An 18938-nucleotide genomic window follows, 5' to 3' on the forward strand; every position below is an offset into this window, starting at 1 on the left:
CCGGTTACCCGAACGGAGACAGCATGCCCAGCATCAGCCGCCGCAACGGGCACCGCGAAGCCAACGCCTGGCCCGGCTGGGTCGACGCCCTGTCGTCGCTGGTGATGGTCGTCATCTTCCTGCTGATGGTCTTCGTGGTGGCCCAGTTCTACCTCGCCACCACGCTCACCGGCCGCGACGAGCAGCTCACCGCGCTGAACCACAAGATCGCGGAGATGAACGACCTGCTGGCGATGGAGCGGGAGGCGAACGCCGACCTGCGGGTCAACATCACCCAACTGTCGACGGAGCTGCAGAGCTCGGTCGCCACGCGCGACGACATGACCCTGCAGCTCGGCCAGTTGCAGGAGGACCGCGACCGCACCACCCGCACGCTTGAGGAGCTTCAGCGCAACGTCCGCGTCGATCGCGAGAGCCTGGAGCTGAAGCTGAAGGAGATCCTCAGCCTCCAGGCCGACATCAAGGCGCTGCGCGAGGCCCGGCAGAAGCTGGAGGGCGAACTGGCCGCCGCCGTCGCCGCGACCAAGCTGACCGAGCAGCAGCGCCAAGCCCTGCTGTCGGAACTCGGCACCACGCGCGACCGGGCCAAGGCCCTGGAGACGCAGCTCGCCGACGCCACCGACAAGACGGTGCTGGCGCAGAAGGAGATCGACCAGCGTGACATCCGCATCAAGGACCTGATGGCGTCGCTGGGCGGCGAGCAGGCGGAAGGGGCAAAGAGCAAGCAGCAGGTCGAGCTGCTGAACCAGCAGCTCCTGGCCCTGCGCGAACAGCTCGCCCGCATCAGCGCCGCGTTGGACGTGTCGGAGAAGGCATCGGCGGACCAGAAGGTGCAGATCGCCGAGTTGGGCGCCCGGCTGAACCAGGCGCTGGCCGCCAAGGTGCAGGACCTTGCCCGCTACCGGTCGGAATTCTTCGGCCGGGTCCGTGAGGCGCTGGGCAGCCGCCCGGACGTGAGGATCGTCGGCGACCGCTTCGTCTTCCAGTCGGAGCTGCTGTTCCCCTCCGGCTCCGCCACGCTGGAGGAGGCCGGCAAGCAGCGCCTCGCCGACCTCGCCCGGACGCTGATCGAGATCGGCAAGGCGATCCCCTCCGACATCAACTGGGTGCTGCGGGTGGATGGCCACACCGACATCAAGCCGGTGCGCTTCCAGTTCTCCTCCAACTGGGAGCTGTCGTCGGCCCGCGCGATCTCGGTGGTGAAGTTCCTGATCGACCAGGGCATCCCGCCGGAACGGCTGGCCGCCGCCGCCTTCGGCGAGTTCCAGCCGCTCGATCCCGGCAGTTCGGACGAGGCGCTGGCGAGGAACCGCCGCATCGAGATCAAGTTGGACCAGCGCTGAGCGCAGGCCTCCGGCCGGAACCGGTGGCCGGGGGCAGGCGTTTTCCCTTCGACGACACACCCGTCGGATCGAAGGAATGCCCATCATGAAAACACTCTTTGCTGCCCTGGCGATCGTCCTGCTGGCAGGCGCGGCCACCACCCTGCCCCAGCCGGCGGAGGCGAAGGGCTGCCTGAAGGGCGCCGCGGTCGGCGGCGTCGCCGGGCACATGGTCGGGTCGGGCCACGGGGTCGCCGGTGCGGCCGTCGGCTGCGCGGTCGGCCATCACGAGGCGAAGAAGGACGAGTCCAAGAAGCAGGACGAGGCGAGGAAGCAGGAGCAGCAGTCGACGGACAGCCACGGCAACAATCAGCCGTCGAAGTAGCCGCTCAGCCCTTCCATTCCTCGCGCAGGATGGCGTAGAGGACGTGGTCGCGCCAGGCGCCGTCGATGCGCAGGTAGCCGCGCGCATAGCCCTCGTGGGTGAAGCCGACCTTTTCCAGCAGGCCGCGGCTGGGCAGGTTGGTCGGCAGGCAGGCGGCCTCGATGCGGTGCAGCCCGAGCTGGCCGAAGGCGAAGTCCAGGGCCAGCCGGGTTCCGCCGGAAACGTAGCCGCGGCGGGCGTGGGGCTGGCCGGCCCAGTAGCCGAGCGTGCCCATCTGCGCCACGCCGCGGCGGATGTTGGTCAACCCCAGTCCGCCGACCAGGGACTCGGTGGCGCGGTCGAAGATCAGGAAGCTGTAGCCGAGGTCGTCCCGCCATTCCTGCGCCTGCCGCCGCAGCCGCCGGGCGAAGGCCGTCCGCGTCAGCGCGTCGGCCGGCCATGTCGGCTCCCACGGCGTCAGGAAGGAGCGCGAGGCGGCGCGGAGATCCGCCCATTCCCGCCAGTCGCGCGGCAGCGGCGGGCGGATGTAGCAGTGCGGCCCGTCGAACCGCATGGCGGGCGGGCTGATGAGCCCGCTGCCGAGAAGGCGGATCATGAGACGGCCGTATTCCCTCTCCCCCGTGGGGGAGAGGGGGAAAAGCCCGTGGACGGCAGGAGGGCGGCGAGCCTCGTCATGGTCAGGCAAGGCGCTCCGCGATGCGGTCGTAGCTTTCCAGCTTGTCGATTGGCCCCAGCGCGGCGACGGTCGGACGGCTGGCGCGGAGGCGGCCGGCGGCCTTGACCACGGCCTCGCGGTCGACGGCGTCGATCTTCGACACGATCTCGTCGACCGGGACCGGACGATCGTAGATCAGGATCTGCTGGCCGAGTTGCTCGCAGCGCGACATCGTGCTCTCCAGCGCCATCAGCGTGCCGGCCTTCAACTGGGCACGCGCGCGGGCCACCTCGTCCTCGGTCACGTCGGCGCCGACCTTGGCGATCTCGTCGCAGACGACGGGGACAAGGTCCGCCACCTCGTCCTCGCCGGTGCCGGCATAGACGCCGAACAGGCCGCCGTCATGGTAGCCGCCGGTGAAGGTGTAGATGGAATAGACCAGCCCGCGCTTCTCCCGCACCTCCTGGAACAGGCGCGACGACATGCCGCCGCCGAGCAGGGTCGAGAGCACCGAATGGGCATAGAAGTCGGGGTCGTGCACCCCCACCCCGTCGAAGCCGAGCACCAGGTGCATCTGCTCCAGGTCGCGGTCCTCGCGGAAATCGCCGCCGGTGTAGCGGGCGGGTTCCGGCTTGGGCGGGGCGCCGCCCGGCATGTCGCCGAACGCCTTCATCGCGAGATCGACCATCCGGTCGTGCTCGATCCGGCCGGCGGCGCTCAGCACCATGCCGGGGGCGCCGTAATGGCCGGCGATGTAGTCGACCAGCGCCTCGCGCGGCAGGGCGCCGACGATCTCGGCGGAGCCCAGCACCGGCCGGCCGATCGCCTGCCCCGGATAGGCCGTGGACTGGAAATGGTCGAAGATGATGTCGTCGGGGGTGTCGGCACTCTGGCCGATCTCCTGCAGCACCACGGTGCGTTCGCGCACCAGTTCCTCGGCGTCCAGCGTGGAGTGCTGGATCATGTCGGAGAGGATGTCGAGCGCCAGCGGCGCATCCTCGTGCAGGACCTTGGCGTAGTAGGCGGTCTGCTCGCGGGTGGTGTAGGCGTTCAGTTGCCCGCCGACATTCTCGATCTCCTCGGAGATGCGGAAGGCCGAGCGGCGGCGGGTGCCCTTGAACAGCATATGCTCGACGAGGTGGGCGACGCCGTTGACGCTCGCCGCCTCGTTGCGGGTCCCCACCCCGACCCAGCAGCCGAGGGACACGGACTGCACGTCGGGCATGGTGTCGGTCGCGACGCGAAGCCCGTTGGGCAACGTCGTCACACGGATGGAACTCATGCGGCCTCCTGGGCGGCGCGGGCGCGCGCGGTGACGAAATCCTGAACCGCCGCCAGATCGTTCGGCAGTTCGGACAGGCGCTCTTCGCGCACATAAAGATCGGACAGACGCGGCGGCAGGTCCGGCCGGCGGCCGGTCGCCTTCTCCACCGCATCGGGGAACTTGGCGGGATGGGCGGTGGCGAGCACCACCATGGGCGCGGTCCGCTCGACCCGGCCGGCCGCCACCGCGGCCTTGGCCGCGGCGATGCCGACCGCCGTGTGCGGGTCGAGCAGGTAGAGGCTGCCCGTCCAGGTGTCGGCGATGGTCGCCATGGTGCCGGCCTCGTCGACCCGGTGGCCGGAGAAGATCGCCAGCGCCCGGGCGAGCTGCGCCTCGGTGACCTCGAAGCGGCCCTCCGCCCGGAAGCGGTTGAGCGCGGCGGTCACCGCGGCGCCGTCGCGGTCGAGCAGGTCGAACAGCAGCCGCTCGAAGTTGGAGGAAATCTGGATGTCCATGCTGGGAGACAAGGTAGGCACGACCGGCGCGGCGGCCATGGCCCCACTGGCAAAAAAGCGCGCCAGGATGTCGTTGCTGTTCGAGCCGACCACCAGCGTCTCCACCGGCAGCCCCATGGCGCGGGCGCCGTAGGCGGCATAGACGTTGCCGAAGTTGCCGGTCGGCACGGTGAAGGCGACCTTGCGGTCGGGGGCGCCCAGCGCCACCGCGGCGGTGAAGTAGTAGACGATCTGGGCCATGATGCGCGCCCAGTTGATCGAGTTCACGGCCGACAGCCCCATCCGGTCGCGGAAGGCGCCGTCGTTGAACATCGCCTTCACCAGGTCCTGGCAGTCGTCGAAGGTGCCGTCCACCGCGATGTTGTGGACGTTGGAGGACAGCACGCTGGTCATCTGCCGGCGCTGCACCTCCGAGGTGCGGCCCTTGGGGTGCAGGATGAAGATGTCGACGTTCCGGCGGTCGCGGCACGCCTCGATGGCGGCGGAGCCGGTGTCGCCGGAGGTGGCGCCGACGATGGTCACCCGCTGGCCCCGCTTGGCCAGCACATGGTCGAACAGGCGGCCGAGCAGTTGCAGCGCCACGTCCTTGAAGGCCAGTGTCGGCCCGTGGAACAGCTCCAGCACCCAGGTGGTGGGGTCGATCTGCACCAGCGGGGTCACCGCGGCATGGTCGAAGCCGGCATAGGCGTCGCGGACGATGGCGCGGAACTCGTCCTCGGCGATGGCGCCGCCGAGGAAGGGCAGCATCACCCGGACGGCGATCTCGCTGTAGGGCAGGCCGCGGAGCGCGCGGATGTCGTCGGCCGTGAACTGCGGCCAGGTTTCCGGCACGTAAAGGCCGCCGTCGCGGGCCAGACCGGCCAGGAGAACGTCTTCAAATCCCAGGACCGGGGCCACGCCCCGCGTGCTGACGTACCGCACCGTTTCCACTCCGTCCGATGAAGTGGGCATAGTTAGCGAGGACCCCGCCCGCACGCAAGCGGTGCGGGGCCGGCCGCCCGGGCAATCGCACCGGCCGTTTCCCTCCCCGATGGACCGCGGATGGAACGTTTGAAACCGGATGAAACAGGATCGGCGTCCTGTTCCATTGTTCCACATGCCGCCGCAGCGGCACGACATGACCAATGGGCAGGGCTGCAACCCCGCGCGATTATTGGCATTTCAAGCGGTTTCCGGCGTCCGGGCATGGAAAGGCTCCGCAGTCGGCGGCAGGGCATACCTTCCTAGCACGAATGGGAGGCGGGGCAAAGCGGCCGGGAAAACCGCGCAAACCGGTCGGGCCGGCGCAGCCCTGCCCCGCCGAATCGTCGCGCTAGGCCGCGACCTCCACCGTCTCGTCCGGTCCACGACGGCGCACCAGGGCGGCAGCGCGCTCCAGCACCACCGGCCCGGCGCCGGGCCGGTGGGCATTCTCGGCGATGTGGCGGCGGTAGGCGCGGGCGCCGGGCAGGCCCTGGAACAGGCCCAGCATGTGGCGGGTGATCGCCGACAGCGGCGTGCCCAGCGCCATGCGCGCCTCGATGTAGGGCAGCATGGCCATGATCACCGCGTGGCGGTCCGGACCGGTCGGGCCGCCCATCAGGCGGCGGTCGGCGTCGGCCAGGATGTAGGGCGTCTCGTAGGCAGCGCGGCCGATCATCACGCTGTCGACTTTGCCGAGATGCGCCGACGCCTCGTCCAACGTCTTGATGCCGCCGTTGATGGCGATGGTCAGATGCGGGTGCTCGGCCTTCAGCCGGTGGACGAGATCGTAGCGCAGCGGCGGGATGTCCCGGTTCTCCTTGGGGCTGAGCCCCTTCAGCCAGGCCTTGCGCGCATGGACGATGAAGTGGCTGCAGCCGGCGGCCGAGACGGTGCGGATGAAGTGGTCCAGCGTCGGCCACTCCTCCATCTCGTCGATGGCGATGCGCGACTTGACGGTGACGGGGATCGACACCGCCTCGCGCATCGCGCCGACCAGCCGCGCCACCAGGTCCGGCTCCGCCATCAGGCAGGCGCCGAAGCGGCCGGACTGCACGCGGTCGCTCGGGCAGCCGACGTTCAGGTTCACCTCGTCATAGCCCCACTCCTCGGCGATGCGGGCGCAGGCGGCGAGGTCGGCCGGGTCGGAGCCGCCGAGCTGGAGCGCCACCGGATGCTCCGCCGCGTCGAAGCCCAGCAACCGCTCGCGGTCGCCATGCAGCACGGCGCCGGTGGTCACCATCTCGGTATAGAGCAGCGTCGATGCCGACAGCAGACGGTGGAAGTACCGGCAATGCCGGTCGGTCCAGTCCATCATCGGGGCGACGCTGAGGGGGATGGCGGGAGTGGGGACGGTCATAGCGCTCAGCTCCGCGGCGGCCGGGACGACAGGGTGACGCGGGCGGCAAGGGCAGGCAACCGCGTGGCCGCCACGCCGCCAAACGCAAAAGGCCCGGCTTTGCAGCCGAGCCTCTGAGCTTGTCGCGCACCTTGGAGAAGGTGGCGTCCCCGACGGGAGTCGAACCCGTGTCGCCGCCGTGAAAGGGCGGTGTCCTAGGCCTCTAGACGACGGGGACGTCGTTCGCGGTGACGCGCTTTCTAAAGATCGCAGCCGGGGAGCGCAAGCGCTTTTTTGCATGCCCCGGTAATTTTTGCGTCCCACCCCGTCAAACCGTTGAAGAGGCTAGGCGGAACGGGCCGGCGCGGCGTCGTCGATCAGAAGCTGGACCCCTTCCGAGCCGTTCCAGCGGTCGATGCGCAGCACGCCCGCGAGGTGGAACGGCGTGCCGCGGCCGGTCAGCAGGGCCTGGCCCATGTCGCTGTCCAGCGCCCGGAAGGCGATGGCCTTCAGCCGGGCACCGTCGTTGCCCTGCAGGATGCAGCGGACATGGTTGGCGCCGACCACGTCGGCACGCACCACGCGGGCGTCGGCGACGGCGAAGCGCGGTTCGGCGTTGCCGGTGCCGTAGGGGCCGAGCTTGTCGAGCATGGTCACCAGCCCGACATTGGCACCGCCGACCGACAGCGCCCCGTCCAGCTCCAGCGTCGGCACCAGCGGGGCGGCGGCCATCTGTTCGGAGATGCGGCCGTGCAGGAAGTCGCGCAGCGGCTCCAGCTTGTCGCCGGCGACGGTGAAGCCCGCCGCCATGCGATGGCCGCCGCCGCCGATCAGCAGCCCTTCCTGACGGGCGGCGATCACCGCGGCGCCGAGGTCGACGCCGCGCACCGAGCGGCCGGACGCCTTGCCGATCACCGTGCCGTCGGCCCCCTGCTCCAGCGCCACCACGCAGGCCGGGCGGCTGTAGCGCTCCTTCAGGCGGGCGGCGACGATGCCGATGACGCCGGGATGCCAGCCCTGCCCCGCCACGAAGACCAGGTCGGTCTCGCGCCCGCCCTCGGCGGCGACGCGCTCCAGCGCCTCGTCCAGCACCGCCTGCTCCACCGTGCGGCGCTCGGCATTGTGGGCCTCCAGCCGCTGCGCCAGTTCCATCGCCTCCATCGGGTCGTCGGTGGACAGCAGCCGGGCGCCGAGGTCGGAGGCCCCGACCCGGCCGCCGGCATTCACGCGGGGGCCGAGGACGTAGCCCGCATGGTAGGCGTCGGGCTTCTCCTTCACCCCGGCAACGTCGGACAGGGCGGCGAGGCCGGGATTGGCGCGCCGCGCCATCACCTTCAGCCCCTGCGCCACCAGCGCGCGGTTCAGCCCGGTCAGCGGCACCACGTCGCACACCGTGCCGAGCGCCACCAGGTCGAGCCACTCCATCAGGTTCGGTTCGGCGCGGTCGCGGTAGAAGCCGGACTGGCGCAGCACCCGGTTGACGGCGACGATGGTGATGAAGGTGACGCCGGCGGCGCACAGCGTCCGGTAGGCGCCGTCCTCGTCCAGCCGGTTGGGATTGACCAGCGCCACCGCCGGCGGCAGCCGCGGCTCGGCGGCGTGGTGGTCGAGCACCACCACCTCCAGCCCGGCATCGGCCGCGGCCTCCAGGGCGGCGAAGGCGGAGACGCCGCAATCGACCGTCACCACCAGCCGCACGCCCTCCCCCTTCAGCCGCAGCATGGCCGCGGCGTTGGGGCCGTAGCCCTCCTTGATGCGGTCGGGGACGTAGACCCGGACGTCGGCGCCGAGCGAGCGGAAGAAGCGGCGCAGCAGGGCGGCCGAGGTGGCGCCGTCGACGTCGTAGTCGCCGAAGACCGCCACCGGCTCGCCGTCGCGGATCGCTCGGGCGATCCGTTCGGCCGCCGGGTCCATGTCGCGGAAGCGCGACGGGTCGGGCAGCAGCGCCTTCAGGGTGGGGTTGAGGAAGGTCTCGCAGCTCTCCTCGGTGACGCCGCGCGAGGCCAGCACGCGCCCGACCACCTCCGGCAGGCCGCGCGACTGGGTGAGCGCCATCGCCTGCCGCTCGTCGCAGGGCCGCGCCTGCCAGCGCTTGCCGGACAGGGATTGGGCGACGTTGAGGAAGGCGGCGGCTTCGGTCATGGCGGTGCTGCGGTCCGGCTGTGGGAACGGAGCACAGCCATAGCAGACCTGGGCGCACGCTGCACGGCGGGCGTGGGCAGGGGTGGGATGTGGGCCGGCGGGGTGGTGGCGCGGGATGCCCCCTCCCCATCCCTCCCCCGCTTCGCGGGAGAGGGGGTAGGAGCTTTGCGGGGATACAGCTTTGCCGACATGCAGCGGAGTTCCCTCTCCCGCGAAGCGGGGGAGGGTCAGGGAGGGGGCAAGCGCCGCAGGACCTACGCCGCGCGCATCCACACCGCGGTGTCGTGGAACGCGGCGCCGCCGGCCGGCGGGACCGGTTCGGGCGAGGTCAGGCTGTTGATGCCGATGCCTTCGACGAAGGCGCTGTTCGGCCAGATGCCCTCGACGATCACCACGCCGCGCGGCACCCCGGCGAAGGGCTTGGCGTGGACGACGACGCTGCCCTGCGGGTTGCCGAGACGCACCGCATCACCGTCGCCGAGCGTCAGCGCCACCGCGTCGTCGGGGTGGATCAGTGCGGTGGGACGGCCCTCGCGCCGCTGGGCGGTCAGGGTCTCGGTGAAGGAGGTGTTGAGGAACTGGCGGGCCGGGGCGGTGACGAGGCGGAACGGGTGTTCGGCGTCGGCGTCGCGGCCGGGGGCCATGTGGTCGGGCATCTCCGGCATGCCGCCATAGGGGCCGAGCGCCCTCCAGTCCGGGGCGAAGCGGAACTTGCCGTCGGGATGCGCGAAGCCGTTGAGGAAATGCGAGGTCTCGAAATCGGGCTGGGCGTCGATCCAGCGCTGCTCGGTCAGCGTCTCGGCATCGCCGAGGCCGGACGCCTTCAGCATGGCGTCGATGATCTCCAGCGCGGTCATGCCGAAGCCCGGATGCTCGGCGCCGACCCGCCGCGCGATCTCGGAGATCACCCAGTGGTTCTCGCGCGCCTCGAACTGCGGCTCGATCACCTTGCGGCCGATCAGGATGTGCATCTGGCCGCCGCCGCGGTAGATGTCGTCATGCTCCAGGAAGGTGGTGGCGGGGATCACCAGGTCGGCGAGCTTGGCCGTGTCGGTCATGAACTGCTCGTGCACCGCCACGAACAGGTCCTCGCGCAGGAAGCCCTGGCGGACGCGGTTGGAATCCGGGCAGATCGTCACCGGGTTGGTGTTCTGGATCAGCATCGCCGTCACCGGCGGCCCGCTGGCCAGGTCGCGGGGGTCGCCGGTCAGCACCGCGCCGATCCGCGACTGGTCGAAGCTGCGCACCGACGTGTCGAGACGGTCCAGCCCCTCCGACACGGTCTTGTCCAGCTTGTAGATGCCGGACGAGCAGTAGAGCGCCCCGCCCCCCTTGTGCTGCCAGGCGCCGGTGACCACCGGCAGGCAGGACACGGCATGGACCTGGGCGGCGCCGTTGTGGGCGCGCGACAGGCCGTAGCCGATGCGCAGATAGGACCGCTTGGTGGTGCCGTAGAGGCGGGCGAATTCCTCGATCTCCGCGACGGTCAGGCCGGTGATCCCAGCCGCCCATTCCGGTGTGCGGGTGGCGAGATGCACCTCCAGCCGCGCGGTGTCGCCGGCCAGCCGGGTGAGATAGGCGCGGTCGGCGTGGCCGTCGCGGAAAAGCACATGCATCACCGCGCAGGCCAGCGCGCCGTCGGTGCCCGGCCGCAGCATCAGGTGGAGGTCCGACACCTCGGCGGTGCCGGTGCGGTAGGGATCGATGGTGACCAGCTTCGCCCCGCGGCCCTTGCGGGCGCGGCTGACATGGGTCATCACGTTGACCTGGGTCGCCACCGGGTTGCCGCCCCAGTTGACGATCAGGTCGCTCTCCGCCATCTCGCGCGGGTCGGCGCCGCGGATGTCGCCGTAGCCGGCGAGCCAGCCCATGTTGGCCGGCGTGTCGCACACCGTGCTGGTCTGGCGGGAGTAGCCCTTGGCGTGACGCAGGCGCTGGATGGCGCCGCGCTGCACCAGCCCCATGGTGCCGGCGTAGAAATAGGGCCAGACGGCTTCCGGGCCATGGGTCCGCTCGGCGGTGAGGAAGGACTCCGCGATGCGGTCCAGCGCCTCGTCCCAGCCGATCTCCCGCCACTGGCCCGATCCCTTGGGTCCGCTGCGCAGCAGCGGGGTCTTCAGCCGGTCCGGTGAATGCACCCGCTCGGCATAGCGGCTGACCTTGGCGCAGATGACGCCGGCGGTGTAGCTGTTCTCCGCCGCCCCGCGCACCTTGCCGATGCGGTCGGGGGCGAGACGCTCCACCTCCAGGGCGCAGGTGCTGGGGCAGTCGTGCGGACAGGCGGTGGGAAGGAACTGGGCCGGCAAGGCTAACCTCTGGTCTGGCTGGCGGCGGGAAAGCGCGAAGTGTAGGCCGTGCGTCGCCGGCACTTCAATGAACAACAGCATCGGGGCCGACATGCGAAGGGGCCGCGAAGTCCCGCTTCCGGACTTCGCGGCCCCCGGTGCACGCGAAAGAAACGACCCTTGCCGGCTATGGCTTCACATGAAGCCCAGCAGGCGGGGGAACCACAGGGTGATCGCCGGGACGTAGGTGATGAGGCCGAGGAAGATCAGCATCGTCAGCAGCCACGGCCACACCGCCACCGTCAGCTCGGTGATGCCCATCTTGGTGATGCCGCTGGCGACGTACAGGTTCAGGCCGACCGGCGGATGGCACATGCCGACCTCCATGTTCACGATGATCAGGATGCCGAAATGCACCGGGTCGATGCCGAGCTTCATGGCGACCGGGAACAGGATCGGCGCCATGATCAGGACGATCGACGACGGCTCCATGAAGTTGCCGGCGGCCAGCAGGATGATGTTCACCACCAGCAGGAAGACCCACACGCCCATGTTCTGGTCGAGGATCCAGGCCGCCATGTTCTGCGGGATCTGCTCCGACGTCATCAGGAAGGAGAAGAGCACCGCGTTGGTGATGATGTAGAGCAGCATCGCCGACATGCTGGCGCTGTCCAGCAGCACCTTCGGCACGCGCGACAGCGGCATGTCCTTGTAGATGAAGACGGCGACGACGAAGGCGTAGACCGCGGCCATCGCCGCCGCCTCGGTCGGGGTGAAGATGCCGCTGTAGATGCCACCCATGACGACGATGATCAGCAGCAGGCCCCAGAAGCTCTCGCGCAGGGCGTGCAGGCGCTGGCGCAAGCTGGCCTTGGGCAGGCGCGGATAGCCGAACTTGCGGGCGCGGAACCAGGTGGTGAAGCCGAGGAAGCAGGCCAGCAGGATGCCCGGCACCACGCCGGCGATGAACATCTGGCCGATCGAGGCGGCCTGCGGATGGCCGGTGGTGGCGACGCAGTACATCACCATCACGATCGACGGCGGGATCAGGATGCCGAGCGCGCCCGAGGTGGTGATGATGCCGGCGCCGAAATTCTTCGGGAACCCCTGCGCCACCATCGCCGGCAGGATGATCGAGCCGATGGCGACCACCGTCGCCGGGCTGGAGCCCGACACCGCCGCGAAGAGCGCGCAGGCCATGACGCCGGCCAGCCCCAGTCCGCCATTCCAGTGGCCGACCATCGAGGTGGCGAAGTTGATCATGCGGCGGGCGACACCGCCATGGGTCAGGAAGTTGCCGGCCAGGATGAAGAACGGGATCGCCATGATCTCGAACTTCTCGATGCCGGTGAACAGCTTCAGGGCGACGGCGTCGATCGGCACGTCGGTCATGAAGAACAGGAAGGACAGAACCGTCAGGCCGAGCGAGATCGAGATCGGCATGCCGGTGAGCATGAGGGCCAGCAGGAGCCCGAAGATGATGGCGGCGTTCATGCCGGACCTCCTTCCTTGGCGGCCTCGACCGGGTCGATGCCATCGACCTGGGCATGGTCGTGATGGGGCAGTTCACCGGTGCGGACGAAGGTCCAGGCGACCTGGAGGAAGCGGAAGCACATCAGGTAGGAGCCGAGCGGCACCGCCAGGTAGATGATCCACATCGGCCATTCCAGGTCGGCCGACACCTGGTCCGTCTCCGAGATGTGGTAGACGAAGCGGGCGCCCAGCGATCCGACGATGCCGGTGAAGAGCGCGCCGGCCCCCAGCCCGAACAGCACGAACTTGCCGCGCAGGTTCGGTTCCATCCGGTTGATGATGACGTCGACGCCGACATGGATGCCGGTGCGCACGCCGTAGGCGGCGCCGAACTTGGCCATCCACACGAACATGTAGATGCACAGCTCCTGCGCCCAGGCGAGGTTCCAGTGCAGCACATAGTCCTGGACCACCGGGACGCCGGACAGGTAGCGATGGACGACGGCCGCGAAGATGACGAGCGTCGCCCCCGCCATGAGCGAGGCGATCAGCGCCTCCTCAAGACGGTCGAGAATTTTCATGAACATATCGGGGTGCTCTCCAGGTCGGCGGAGATCGTCGGGGCATGATCGTCCCCTTCCCACGGCGGAAAGGGAGGGGTGTCGCGGCCTTGCGCGGCCCCCTGCCCTCTCCCTGCGCGCCGCGCGCCGCGTCCGGGAAATGAACGGCCCGGAAAATGTGCGCGGCAGGCGGCGCGGGAGAGGGGGTATCGGGCGTTGCCGCGCCGCTTACATCTTGTAGCCGGCGGCCTCGGCTTCCTTGTAGATCTCCTCGATCAGCTCCTTGCCGACGCGGGATTCGGCATCCTTGTGGACCGGCTTCAGCGCCTGCATCCAGGCCGCCCGCTCTTCCTTGGACTGCTCGTGGAACTGGGTGGTGCCGGCGGCCTTCATCTGGGCCAGCGAGGTGTCGTTCTCGGCCTGGGCGATGTCGTTGGCAAACTTGGTCGCCTCCTTCATCGCGGTTTCCAGTTGGCCGCGGACGTCCGCCGGCAGCCCTTCCCAGAACTTCTTGTTCACGATGACCGCATAGCCGAGATAGCCGTGGTTGGTCAGCGTGGCGTGCTTCTGAACCTCATGCATCTTCTGGGTGTACATGTTCGACGGCGGATTCTCCGTGCCGTCGACGACGCCGGTCTGCAGCGCCTGGTACACTTCCGAGAAGGCCATCACCTGCGGCAGGGCGCCGAGCGCGCGCATCTGGGCGTCCAGGACCTTGGACGACTGGATGCGCATCTTCAGGCCCTTCATGTCCGCCGGCATGGTGAGCGGCTTGTTGGCGCTCATGATCTTGAAGCCGTTGTCCCAGTAGGCCAGGCCGATGATGCCCTTGCTCTCCAGCTTCTGGAACAGCTTCTTGCCGACCGGCCCTTCCGTCACCCGCTGCAGGACCACCTTGTCCGGGAAGATGTAGGGCAGGTCGAAGACCTCGAATTCCTTGGCGCCGAGCGGCCCGAACTTGGCGAGCGACGGGGCCAGCATCTGCACGGCGCCGAGCTGCAGCGCCTCCAGCTCCTCCTTGTCCTTGTAGAGCTGGCTGTTCGGATAGACCTCGATCTTCACGCGACCGTTGGTCATCTTCTCCGCCAGTTCCCTGAACTTCTCGGCACCCTTGCCCTTCGGCGTCTCCGGCGCGACGACGTGGCTGAACTTGATGACGATCGGATCCTGGGCCTGCGCCGGCGACAGCGAGGCCGACATCAGGCAGCCGACCGCCGCGGCGCACAGGAGCTTGACGAGTTTCATGGGTGCGTCCCCTCTGGTGTCGTTTGTGCGTGAGGCTGAATGTTCCGCCTTTCACTTATGGCGCATTGTTCATATCCGGGCGGTTTGCGGCTATTGTGGATATCCGCAGAATCCGTCCCCTCCACCGTCACATCCACCATCGGTTGCCGCCCCCGATCCTCCCGACACCGAACGCTTCCCGCACCCGCAGCCGCCACCATGCCAGACCATCCCCCCGTCCCGACCGCCGCCTCCGCCGCCCGCACACGGCGGGCTGCCCCCCCTGTCATGCCGATCGCGGCCATGGCGCTGGTGGTTGTGCTGCTGGGCGCGTTCCTGTGGGTGCTCCACCGCAACGAACGCGACGAGGAGGCGCTGGCGCTGATCAAGGACGCCCTGTGGGTGGAACAGAACCTCCATTTCCAGCTCACCTCCGACGAGGACAAGCTGGAGCGGCTGGCCGAGGCCCTGGGCCACGGCACCGTGGATGTGCGCCAATTCGCCGCAATGGCACGCCTGGTGGTGAACACCAACCCGGCGATCGAGCGGCTGCTGTGGCTGGATGCCGACGGCAGCACCCGCCTGGCCGAGCCGCCGCTGGCCCGGTCACCGGCCGCGCATGCGGAACCGGAGGACCCACCCGGACGGCTGCCGCGCCTCGACGCCATGCGCATCGCCGGCTCCTCCGGCCTCCGGACATTCGGCGCGCCATACCGGATCGACGCCACCGACAGTGGGTTCGACGTGGCGGTGCCGGTCTACCGGGACGGCGCGCTCTTCGGCACCCTGGTCGGCGTCTTCTCGTTCGAGCAGATGCTGACCCACCATGTGCCGTGGTGGTTCGCCCAGCGCTATCAGCTCGAGGTGGTCGACGCCACCGGGGCCGTGCTGGGAGCGAAGTCGCGCATCACCGCGCCGGGATCGATGGCGGGGCCGGCCCCCGACCCGGCACGCAGCCATGTCATCCCCTTCGATCCGCCGGGCCACGGGGTGGCGCTGGTGGCCACCGCCTATCCCAGCGACAGCAACGTCGCGCGCACCATCCTGGTGGCGGCGATCTTCGCCCTGACCGGTTCGGCCCTGTGGAGCCTGTGGTCGCTGCGCCGCCACATCGCCGGCCGGCTGCGCGCGGAGGAGGCGCTCCGCGAGGAGCACGCCTTCCGCAAGGCGATGGAGGACAGCCTGACGGTCGGCATGCGAGCCCGAGACCTGGAGGGGCGCATCACCTACGTCAACCCGGCCTTCTGCCGGATGGTCGGGCTGGGCGAGGAGGAGCTTGTGGGCTGCGGGCCGCCGATGCCCTACTGGCTGCCGGACGAGATCGACCGCGCCGAAGCCGCGCTGAGCGACGTGCTGGCCGGGCGGGCGCCGGAGGCCGGCCTGGAGATGCGCTTCCGCCGGGCCGGCGGCGAGCGGTTCGACGCGCTGATCTACGAGGCGCCGCTGATCGACGCCAACGGCCGGCAGACCGGCTGGATGGGCTCCGTCCTCGACATCACCGAACGCAAGCGGAGCGAGGAGCTCGCCCGGCAGCAGCAGGAGCGGCTGCAGCAGACCTCGCGCCTGATCACCATGGGCGAGATGGCGTCGACGCTGGCCCATGAGCTGAACCAGCCGCTGTCGGCGATCGCCAGCTACTGCACCGGCTGCCTGAACCGGTTGCGGTCGGACCGCTTCGACACCGAGGAGGTGGCGGCCGCCCTGGAGAAACTGGCGGCCCAGGCCAAGCGCGCCGGGCTGGTGGTCCGCCGCATCCATGATTTCGTGCGCAAGCGCGATCCCAAGGTCGTGCCCTGTTCGCTCGCCGGGGTGCTGGAGGATTGCGTCGGCCTGACCGGCGCCGATGCCGACCGGCTGGGCGTGCGGGTGGAGCTCGATGCGCAGCCCGGCCTGCCTCCGGTCACCGGCGACCGCATCCTGCTGCAACAGGTGGTGCTGAACCTGATGCGCAACGGCATTGAGGCGATGGCCCGCACGCCGAGCGCCGAGCGCCGCCTGACCGTGACCGTCCGGCGCAGCGACGGGGGGAGTTGCGAGGGGGGGATCTGCGAGGGGGGGATCTGCGAGGACGGGGGCGTCCTCCTGACGGAGATCCGCGACCGTGGCTGCGGCGTCACTCCGGAGGTCGCCGAACGCCTTTTTTCCCCTTTCTTCACCACCAAGCGCGAAGGTATGGGAATGGGCCTCAACATCTGCCGCTCCATCGTCGAACATCACCGCGGCCGGCTTTGGTTCGAGCCGGGCACGGACGGGGGCGCCCGCTTCCTGTTCACGCTGCCGATCCACCAGTCCGCCCCCCACCCTGCCACCCACCCCGCACCGCCCCCCGACGCCCCCATCCCCGACACCGACGCCGCGGAAGCCGCCGAATGACCACGCTGCACATCATCGACGACGACGAGGCGATCCGCGACGCGCTCGGCTGGCTGTTCCAGTCGCGCAGCGTGCCGGTCGCCGGCTGGCCGTCGGCCGAGTCCTTCCTGGAGGGCTGGCGGCCGGACACCGCCGGCTGCCTGCTGCTGGACATCCGGATGGCGGGGATGAGCGGGCTGGAGCTGTTCGACCGGCTGCTGGCCAGGGGCTGCCGCATGCCGGTGATCTTCCTGACCGGCCATGGCGACGTCCCCATCGCCGTCAGCGCCCTGAAGAAGGGCGCCCGCGACTTCGTCGAGAAGCCCTTCAACGACAACGAGCTGGTCGACCGGGTGATCGAGGCGCTGGCCTTCGATGCCGAGCAGCGCGAACGCGAGGCCGGCCAGGCCGGGGTCGCAGCCCGGCTCGCCACCCTGACCCAGCGCGAGCGGCAGGTGATGGAGCTGGTCGTCGCCGGCCGCCTGAACAAGGTCATCGCCGACGAACTCGGCATCAGCATGCGCACGGTGGAGGTCCACCGCAGCCACGTGTTCGAGAAGATGCGGGTGAAGACCGCGGTGGAGCTGACCCGCCTGCTGGCCGCCACGCCCTGATCCCTTTCGTTGCCGCTGGAGCACCCCGGTTTGCGGTTCCGCCTGCCCAGTTCCCTGATCGCCATCGGCCTGGCCGTGACCGCGCCCCTGCTGCTGTTCGGCGCCGTGCTGGTCTGGCAGCTCGACGAGCGCGAGCGGGCGAAGATGGAGGGCGAGCTGCAAGGGGTCGCCCGATCGCTGTCGGTCTCGGTTGACCGCGAGCTGGAGAGCCAACTGCACCCGCTCAAGCTCCTGGCCGTCCTGCTGCAGGCGGATGCCGACGACCTGCGGACCCTGCATGCGAGGACGACGGCGGCGGCCCACAGCCAGAACGGCTGGCTCGGCATGGGGCTGATCGACGCCTCCACCTTCCGGTTCCTCTATCACACCCATTATCCCTTCGGCATCGAACCGCTGCCGGCGCCCCGGCTGGACGAGGTCACGCGCCGGGTGATCGAGACCGGGCAGGCGGTGATCGGCGGCGTGCTGCCGCCCGGCGGCCCGCCGGGACGGCCGGCACTGATCCTGCGTGCGCCCATCTTCCGCTACGACCCGGACGACAGGCTCGAACGGGTCCGCTATGTGCTGTCGCTCGCCCTCGGGCTGGAGGGCCTGGCCGGCGCGCTGGCGGCGCGCGACATGCCGGAGGAATGGACGGCGGTGGTCATCGATCCCGCGATGCTGATCGCCGCGCGCTCGCGCGATGCCTCGCCGCTCCTCGGCCAGCACATCACGCCGACGCTGGAGGCGCGGCTGTCGGCGAGCACGGACGGGATGTTCGCCGCCCGCAACCGGAACGGCGAAGACGTCTACGGAATCTATCACCGCTCCCCCAACACCGGCTGGACGGTGGCGCTCGGCGTGCCCGCCCATCTGCTGCAGAGCCGGCTCGACGCCATGCGCGTCACCGTCATCGGCGGCGGGGCCGCGGCCTGCGCCGGGACGCTGGCGCTCGCCCTGCTGGTGTCGCGGGCCTACGGCCGCCGCCGGCGGGCCGAGCAGGAGGTCCGCCATGCCCGCGAGACGGTCCTTCTGGAACAGCGGCGCCGGCTGGAATCGGAAAAGGAACTCGCCGAGGCCGCCAACCGGGCGAAGAGCGAGTTCCTGGCCAACATGAGCCACGAGCTGCGCACGCCGCTGAACGCCATCATCGGCTTCACCGAGGCGCTGATGTCCGGGATCTTCGGCACGGCACCGCCCAAGCATGTCGAATATATCGCGGCGATCCACCAATCCGGCCGCCATCTCCTCGACCTCGTCAACGAACTCCTGGACATGGCGAAGATCGAGGCGGGAAAGCTGGAGCTGTTTCCGGGCCGGGTGGGGCTCGGCGAACTGCTGGACGACTGCCGCGGCCTGGTGGAGGCGCTGGCGCTGCGCAAGGACGTGGCGCTGACTCTGGCCCCTGTCGACCCCGCCCTGCTGATCACCGCCGACGGCGTGCGGATGCGCCAGGCGGTGCTGAACCTGCTGTCCAACGCCATCAAGTTCACGCCACCCGGCGGCGGCGTGCGGATGGAGGCCGGCACCGGGCCGCAAGGCAGCGGAGCGGTGATCACCATCACCGACACCGGGGTGGGCATGACCAGCGAGGAGGTCGCCATCGCCATGGAGCCGTTCCGCCAGGTCCACAACTACCTGACCAAGGCGGAGGCGGGCACAGGCCTCGGCCTGCCGCTGGCGCGCCGCTTCGTCGAGGCCCATGGCGGCACCATGACGGTGGAGAGCACGCCGGGAACGGGCACGGTGGTGACGATCCGGCTGCCGTAGGGTCCTCCGGCCGCAGCCGTCCAACACGCCCGCTCCCGTCTCCTGCGGCCGGGTGGGTCCTCTTTCCGCCGAAAGGGGGGAGAAGGCCGCGGAGGGGCC

14 protein-coding genes and 1 tRNA gene are annotated in these 18938 nt (G+C 69.8%); 5 read left to right on the plus strand and 10 right to left on the minus strand.

Going from position 1 to position 18938, the window contains the following annotated elements; all coding sequences use genetic code 11:
- Positions 1–23 precede the first annotated feature (23 nt).
- Positions 24–1343: a peptidoglycan -binding protein gene (locus tag J2850_RS03760; RefSeq protein ID WP_209978899.1), complete on the plus strand. Its 1320-nt coding sequence runs from the start codon at positions 24–26 to the stop codon at positions 1341–1343.
- Positions 1344–1428: 85 nt separating this feature from the next.
- On the plus strand, positions 1429–1707 hold the full coding sequence (locus tag J2850_RS03765) for a hypothetical protein (protein WP_209978900.1): 279 nt from the start codon (positions 1429–1431) through the stop codon (positions 1705–1707).
- A gap of 4 nt (positions 1708–1711) precedes the next feature.
- On the opposite strand, the gene J2850_RS03770 is transcribed toward J2850_RS03765, so the two are convergent.
- From J2850_RS03770 to J2850_RS03815, 10 genes are all read right to left on the minus strand, one after another.
- Complete coding sequence (locus J2850_RS03770; protein ID WP_209978902.1) at positions 1712–2302, minus strand: GNAT family N-acetyltransferase; 591 nt, start codon at positions 2300–2302, stop codon at positions 1712–1714.
- Positions 2303–2384: 82 nt separating this feature from the next.
- Positions 2385–3644, minus strand: coding sequence for a M16 family metallopeptidase (locus J2850_RS03775; protein ID WP_209978903.1), 1260 nt, complete (start codon positions 3642–3644; stop codon positions 2385–2387).
- Positions 3641–5062, minus strand: coding sequence for a threonine synthase (gene thrC, locus J2850_RS03780; RefSeq protein ID WP_209978905.1), 1422 nt, complete (start codon positions 5060–5062; stop codon positions 3641–3643). Before thrC ends, J2850_RS03775 begins: the two co-directional genes overlap by 4 nt.
- 391 nt (positions 5063–5453) lie before the next feature.
- Positions 5454–6461, minus strand: a complete 1008-nt coding sequence (gene dusA, locus J2850_RS03785) for a tRNA dihydrouridine(20/20a) synthase DusA (protein WP_209978907.1) — start codon at positions 6459–6461, stop codon at positions 5454–5456.
- A gap of 141 nt (positions 6462–6602) precedes the next feature.
- Positions 6603–6678: transfer RNA gene (locus J2850_RS03790), tRNA-Glu, on the minus strand.
- Between the two features lie 107 nt (positions 6679–6785).
- On the minus strand, positions 6786–8582 hold the full coding sequence (gene recJ / locus J2850_RS03795) for a single-stranded-DNA-specific exonuclease RecJ (protein ID WP_209978909.1): 1797 nt from the start codon (positions 8580–8582) through the stop codon (positions 6786–6788).
- A gap of 254 nt (positions 8583–8836) precedes the next feature.
- Positions 8837–10888, minus strand: coding sequence for a molybdopterin oxidoreductase family protein (locus J2850_RS03800; protein WP_209978912.1), 2052 nt, complete (start codon positions 10886–10888; stop codon positions 8837–8839).
- Positions 10889–11062: 174 nt separating this feature from the next.
- The gene (locus tag J2850_RS03805) at positions 11063–12361 is read right to left on the minus strand and encodes a TRAP transporter large permease (protein ID WP_209978914.1); all 1299 of its coding nucleotides are present in this window, start codon (positions 12359–12361) and stop codon (positions 11063–11065) included.
- Entirely contained in the window at positions 12358–12927 is a 570-nt protein-coding gene (locus tag J2850_RS03810) for a TRAP transporter small permease (RefSeq protein ID WP_209978916.1), read from the minus strand. The genes J2850_RS03805 and J2850_RS03810 overlap by 4 nt, the downstream gene beginning before the upstream one ends.
- A gap of 201 nt (positions 12928–13128) precedes the next feature.
- Entirely contained in the window at positions 13129–14145 is a 1017-nt protein-coding gene (locus J2850_RS03815) for a TRAP transporter substrate-binding protein (protein WP_209978917.1), read from the minus strand.
- Positions 14146–14412: 267 nt separating this feature from the next.
- Between J2850_RS03815 and J2850_RS03820 the strand changes: the two genes are divergently transcribed.
- Genes J2850_RS03820 through J2850_RS03830 form a run of 3 tightly spaced genes read left to right on the plus strand, consistent with a single transcriptional unit; the run spans position 14413 to position 18839 of the window.
- Positions 14413–16497, plus strand: coding sequence for a PAS domain S-box protein (locus tag J2850_RS03820; protein WP_246512776.1), 2085 nt, complete (start codon positions 14413–14415; stop codon positions 16495–16497).
- The gene (locus J2850_RS03825; protein ID WP_209978921.1) at positions 16494–17090 is read left to right on the plus strand and encodes a response regulator transcription factor; all 597 of its coding nucleotides are present in this window, start codon (positions 16494–16496) and stop codon (positions 17088–17090) included. The genes J2850_RS03820 and J2850_RS03825 overlap by 4 nt, the downstream gene beginning before the upstream one ends.
- A 30-nt stretch (positions 17091–17120) precedes the next feature.
- Positions 17121–18839 carry a sensor histidine kinase gene (locus J2850_RS03830; protein WP_209978923.1) on the plus strand — a complete coding sequence of 573 codons (1719 nt, stop codon included), beginning with the start codon at positions 17121–17123 and terminating at the stop codon, positions 18837–18839.
- Positions 18840–18938 lie beyond the last annotated feature (99 nt).

The organism is Azospirillum picis, assembly GCF_017876115.1.
GTDB classification, from domain to species: domain Bacteria; phylum Pseudomonadota; class Alphaproteobacteria; order Azospirillales; family Azospirillaceae; genus Azospirillum; species Azospirillum picis.

Bases quoted from the DNA above. Each gene is read 5' to 3' on its own strand.
- J2850_RS03775 (WP_209978903.1), bottom strand. From the start codon at position 3,644: ATGAGTTCCATCCGTGTGACGACGTTGCCCAACGGGCTTCGCGTCGCG.
- recJ (WP_209978909.1), bottom strand. From the start codon at position 8,582: ATGACCGAAGCCGCCGCCTTCCTCAACGTCGCCCAATCCCTGTCCGGC.
- J2850_RS03765 (WP_209978900.1), top strand. From the start codon at position 1,429: ATGAAAACACTCTTTGCTGCCCTGGCGATCGTCCTGCTGGCAGGCGCG.
- J2850_RS03815 (WP_209978917.1), bottom strand. From the start codon at position 14,145: ATGAAACTCGTCAAGCTCCTGTGCGCCGCGGCGGTCGGCTGCCTGATG.
- J2850_RS03820 (WP_246512776.1), top strand. From the start codon at position 14,413: ATGCCGATCGCGGCCATGGCGCTGGTGGTTGTGCTGCTGGGCGCGTTC.
- J2850_RS03805 (WP_209978914.1), bottom strand. From the start codon at position 12,361: ATGAACGCCGCCATCATCTTCGGGCTCCTGCTGGCCCTCATGCTCACC.
- J2850_RS03770 (WP_209978902.1), bottom strand. From the start codon at position 2,302: ATGATCCGCCTTCTCGGCAGCGGGCTCATCAGCCCGCCCGCCATGCGG.
- J2850_RS03760 (WP_209978899.1), top strand. From the start codon at position 24: ATGCCCAGCATCAGCCGCCGCAACGGGCACCGCGAAGCCAACGCCTGG.
- J2850_RS03825 (WP_209978921.1), top strand. From the start codon at position 16,494: ATGACCACGCTGCACATCATCGACGACGACGAGGCGATCCGCGACGCG.
- J2850_RS03810 (WP_209978916.1), bottom strand. From the start codon at position 12,927: ATGTTCATGAAAATTCTCGACCGTCTTGAGGAGGCGCTGATCGCCTCG.
- dusA (WP_209978907.1), bottom strand. From the start codon at position 6,461: ATGACCGTCCCCACTCCCGCCATCCCCCTCAGCGTCGCCCCGATGATG.